Origin of the sequence: Frigoribacterium sp. CFBP9029 (assembly GCF_034045305.1) — a bacterium.
Classification (GTDB): Bacteria; Actinomycetota; Actinomycetes; order Actinomycetales; family Microbacteriaceae; genus Frigoribacterium.
This window is the reverse complement of the sequence record NZ_JAXCWB010000026.1, coordinates 1-5,325: the sequence shown is the minus strand read 5'-3', so window position 1 is coordinate 5,325 and position 5,325 is coordinate 1. Positions and strand designations below refer to the sequence as shown.

The window sequence follows — 5,325 nt, the reverse complement described above, 5'->3', positions numbered from 1 at the left end:
ACGTCCTGCCCCTCGGCGAACGTCGTCCCCTCCGGGGCCGTGACGGTCACCGACGCAGCGGGCCGGTTCAGGAGCTCGTCGACGGCCGTAGCCTCGAACACCACCTCCGTGGTCTCACCGCGCTCCAACTCCACGGGAGCCATCGCGACCGGAGCCAACGGGCCGAAGTCACCGACGACCGACACCGGAGCGGAACCCGTGGCCTGGAACCCGCCCTGGACGCTCGTCCCGACGAACGTGTAACCCATCGCGTTGCCCTCGACATCCGCAGCGTCAGCCGGGGTCGTCACCGCGATCTTCCACCGCAGGACCTCGTCCTTCACGCTCTGCCACCCCGTCGCACCGTTCGCCGCGGTGTCCCAGGTGTAGGTGTAGGTGCGACCGTCATCCGACCGCACTCCACCCGTCAGCTGCATGCCCGCGGACGACGGGGCCCCATCGCGGATAAAGGCCCCCGCGATCACGTCCTGCCCCTCGGCGAACGTCGTCCCCTCCGGGGCCGTGACGGTCACCGACGCAGCGGGCCGGTTCAGGAGCTCGTCGACGGCCGTAGCCTCGAACGTCACCTCCGTGGTCTCACCGCGCTCCAACTCCACGGGAGCCATCGCGACCGGAGCCAACGGGCCGAAGTCACCGACGACAGAGACCGGCGCCGTACCAGCGGCCCGGAACGCACCCTGCGCGCTCGTGCCGGCGAGCACGAACTGCATCGCGTTGTCCTCGACGTCGGCCGCGTCGGCCGGCGTGACCACGGCGATCTTCCACCGCAGGATCTCGTCCCTGGCGGTCTGCCACCCCGTCGCACCGTTTTCCGCGGTGTCCCAGGTGTAGGTGTAGGTGCGACCATCGGCCGAACGCTCACCGCCGGTCAGCTGCATCCCCGTCGGGTCCTCCACACCGTCACGGACGAACGCACCGGTGATCTCGTCCTGATCCTCGGCGAAGGTCGTCCCCTCCGGGGCGGTGACGGTCACCGACGCAGCGGGCCGACCCAAGAACTCGTCGGCGGCCTTCGCCTCGAACGTCACCTCGCGCTCGGTACCCCGAGTGAGCTCCACGGGAGCCAACGTCGCAGGAGCCATCGGACCGAAGTCGCCCGGGATCGACACGGGAGCCTCACCCGTCGCCCGGAACGCGCCCTGCGTGCTGGTGCCGACGAACCGGTACGCCATCGCGTTGCCCTCGACGTCGACCGCACCGGTCGGCGTGCTGACGGCGATCTTCCACCGCAGGATGTCACCCTTCAGGGTCTGCCACCCCGTCGCACCGTTCGCCACGGTGTCCCACACGTACGTGTACGTGCGACCGTCCGCCGACCGTTCACCACCGGTCAACCGCATCCCACCGGACGACGAGACACCGTCGCGGACGAACTCCCCGAGGATCTCGTCCTGACCCTCGGCGAACGTCGTCCCCTCCGGGGCGGTCAGCGTCACCTCGGCAGCGGGCCTCTCCAGGACCTCGTCTGTGGCCGTCGCCTCGAAGGTCACCTCGCTGTCCGCTCCCCGCGTCAGTTCCACGGGAGCCATCGTCACCGTGTCGAGAGGCCCCGTCCCCGCGACCTCGACCTCGACGGTGTCCTGCACGTCGCCGTTCGGCAGCGTCTGGGTCACGACGACCGTCGTCGGATCGGTCGGGACGCCGGGCAGTGCCAACTCGTACGTGCCGGCGTCGGACACGACGACCGATTCGCCTCGGGCGGAGACGGTCGCGCCGGTGGTGCCGACACCCGAGATGCGACCGGGGCCGCCGTCCGCAGTGGCCGTCAACGCGCGCTCCGAGAGCATGCGATCGTCCATCACGAGGGGACGCTTGCCCCCGCCGCTCAGCAGGAACAGGAACGTCCCCGCGCTTCGGGGGACGAGACCGTGGGTCGGCCTGGCGACGGGCGCGAGCGTCTTGTCGAACCCCTGCACGGAGTTCGCGTCGGTCCAGGTCCAGAGCTGCTCGGAGGTGTCGGAGCATGTCGCGAAGGCCAGGTAGGTGAAGTTGTTCGCCGGGATCAGACAGCGGTCATCGTTCGCACCCGTTCCGCGCACCTGCCCCTGCTGGCCGACGGCCGGCAGCGAGAACCAGCTGGCGTCGTCGACGGTGGTCGTCCGCATCGTGTCGGGGTCGATGCGGAGACCGTACTGGACGTCGTCGGAGCTGTTGATGACCAGCGGTCCGACACGACGTGTGGACTCGGCCTCCGCGTTCTCGCTCGTGGTGCTGGTGACGGTCGTGCCCCGCTCGGCGCTGGGGGCCGCGACAGCCCCGGGCCCGAATGCGAGCCCCGAGACGACGGTCGCCGTCGCGAGTGCGGCCGCACCCAGGCGCTTCGCCGGGGTGTTCTTCTTCTTGTTCGTCACGTGGCGATTCGTTCTTTCTTTCTGGCCGTCGAGGGACGGCGTGAGGGGAGAGATCTGTCGGCGCCGGGTCACCGGGCACCGACCTCGGGGCGCAGGGGAAGCCGAGGAGGCGCGGGTCGTGTCGACCCGCGCCTCCCCCGTGTTCGTTGCGACTAGTCCGCGGTGTTGAAGCGGATCGTCTGGCTGCCGTTTTCGATGTCGGCGCGCTCACTGGTGACCGTGAAAGTCACCGGGGCGGTACCGACCCAGCGGCGGACGGTCCACGAACCGTCGTACTGCACGGTCGCGACCGACGGCGCGGCGTTCGTGCCGTCGCTGATCGAGACCTTCGACCAGGTCGTGCCGGTGCCGGTGAAGGTCACCCAGCCCGCGACGTCGTGGCTGGCACCGTCGAGCGGGGCCGTGACGACGAGGTCACCCTGGGCGACCCGGTCCGAGAACAGACGCAGGGTCTGCTTCGTCTCGTCACCCGTGACCGGGGTGTGGGTCACGGTGAAGGTGATGAACCCGTTGCCGAGCCAGCGCTGGATGCTCCAGCGGCCGCGGCTGTCGACCTCGGTCTCCAGCGGCGCCAGACCCGGTGCCGCGATCGTGACCTTGTCACCGGTCGTGCCGGTGCCCGTGATCGCGACGTTGCCCGGGGTGAAGGTGCCGCCATCGGTGTGGCTGCCGATCGTGAAACCGTCCGTGGCCTCGCCGACGTTGAACTCGAGCGTCTGGCTGCCGTTGGCGATGCCGCCTCGTTCACTGGAGACCGTGAACGTCGTCGCGGTCGTCCCGACCCAGCGGCGGACCGTCCATGAACCGTCGACCTGAACGGTCGCGGTCGACGGCGCGGCCGCAGTGTCGTCGCTGACCGTGACCTTCGACCAGGTCGTGCCGGTGCCCGTGAAGGTCACCCAACCCGGCTGGTCGTGGCCCGCGCCATCGATCGGGGCGGTGACGATCAGATCGCCCTGGGCGACCTGATCCGAGAACAGACGCAGCGTCTGCTTCGTCTCGTCGCCCGTGACCGGGGTGTGGGTCACCGTGAAGGTGATGTACCCGTTGCCCAGCCATCGCGGGATCGACCATTCACCCGCAGCGTTCACCGTCGCCTCGAGAGGCGCCAGACCCGGTGCCGTGAAGGTGACCTTGTCACCGGTCGAGCCCTTGCCCCGGAACGTGACGTTGCCCGGGGTGAAGGTGCCGCCATCGGTGTGGCTGTCGAGGCTGAACGCCTGACCCGAGACACCCGTGTTGAACTCGATGGTCTGCGACCCGTTCTGCACATCGGCGCGGCTCGAGGTCACCGTGAAGGTCGTCTTCTCGGTGCCCACCCAGCGGCGTGCCGACCAGGTGCCGTCGTACTGCACGGTCGCCTTCGTGGCGGCCGCGTCCGAGCCGTCGCTGATCGACACCGTCGACCACGTCGTGCCCACACCGGTGAAGGTCACCCAGCCCTGCTGACCGTGACCCGCACCCGCGGCCGGCGTCGTGACCGAGAAGTCCTGCTCGGAGACGGCGTCCGAGAACAGACGGATGTTCTCCAGCTTGTTCTCCCCCGAGGCCGCGACCTGCGTCACCGACATCGTGTACGACGCGTTGCCCAAGTACCGGACCGCACTCCACGTGCCATCGGCACGCACCTCGGTCGACACACCTGCACCCGTCGAGGGCGACACCGTCACCGTGGCACGGGGAGTGCCGGTGCCCGAGAACGTCACGTCACCCGGGGTGAACGTGTCTCCATCAGCGAGGTTGTCGAGAGTGACGTCCGAGTAGTCGGGGGCGATGGAGACGGGGGCGCTGCCCGCGGTCTGGAAGTTGCCTTGGGCCGAGACGCCCGAGTAGACGAAGCCGAGCTTGTTGTCGGGCACGTCGAGGGCGTCGGCGGCCGTCTCGACCTTCACCGTGTACTCGTAGTCTCGGTCCGCTACAGCGGTGATGCCGTGGTCGCTGTTGTCGAAGGTCAGGGTCTTCCCGTCGTTCGAGACGACGCCCTCCTTGAGGTCGTAGCCATCCCAGACCAACCAGCCGTCCGCGGTCGTGGCCTTGTACCGGCTCGACGCCGTCGCCTGCTCGGGGAACGTCGTCCCCTCCGGTGCGGTCAGCACCACCTTCGGCGCGAAGCCCCGGTTCTCCTGGGTGTTGCGAACCATGAACTTCAACTCGGAGGTCTCACCACGCACCAGCTCCGTGGCAGGGACCTCGAGCGCCGAGACGGACTCGAGAGCGTCCAGGATCGAGACCGGAGCGCTGCCCGCGGTCTGGAAGTTGCCCTGGGCCGAGACACCCGAGAACTCGAAGGCCATCTTGTTGCCGGGCACGTCGACCGCGTCGACGGCCGTCTCGACCTTCACCGTGTACTCGTAGTCACGGTTCGCACTGACCGAGATCCCGTGATCGGTGTTGTCGAAGGTCAGGGTCTTGCCGTCGTTCGAGACGACGCCGTTGCGCAGGACGTTCTCGTCCCAACGGCCCCAGATCTCACCATCAGGCGCATCGCGGTAGCGCGACGTCGCGGTCGACTGCTCGGGGAACGTGGTCCCCTCGGGCGCGGTCAGCACCACCTTCGGCGCGAAGCCCGTGTGCGCCTGCGTGTTGCGGACGACGAACTTCACATCCGTCACGGCACCGCGGACCAGCTCGACCGACGGCACCTCCAACGCCGACACCGAACCGAAGTCGCCGGGAATGGAGACCGGGGCGCTGCCAGAAGCCTGGAAGTCACCCTGGGCCGAGACGCCCGAGTAGACGAAGCCGAGCTTGTTGCCGGGCACGTCGAGGGCGTCGGCGGCCGTCTCGACCTTCACCGTGTACTCGTAGTCTCGGTCCGCTACAGCGGTGATGCCGTGGTCGCTGTTGTCGAAGGTCAGGGTCTTCCCATCGTTCGATACGACGCCCTCCTTGAGGTCGTAGCCATCCCAGACCAACCAGCCGTCCGCGGTCGTGGCCTTGTACCGGCTCGACGCCGTCGCCTGCTCGGGGAACG

2 protein-coding genes are annotated in these 5,325 nt (G+C 68.8%); both read right to left on the bottom strand.

Going from position 1 to position 5,325, the window contains the following annotated elements; genetic code table 11:
- The coding region (locus tag SOM11_RS15035; protein WP_320478550.1) for a hypothetical protein at positions 1 to 2,351 on the bottom strand (2,351 nt) is incomplete at its 3' end.
- A gap of 152 nt (positions 2,352 to 2,503) precedes the next feature.
- A partial coding sequence (locus SOM11_RS15030) for a hypothetical protein (protein ID WP_320478549.1) occupies positions 2,504 to 5,325 on the bottom strand: 2,822 nt, incomplete at its 5' end.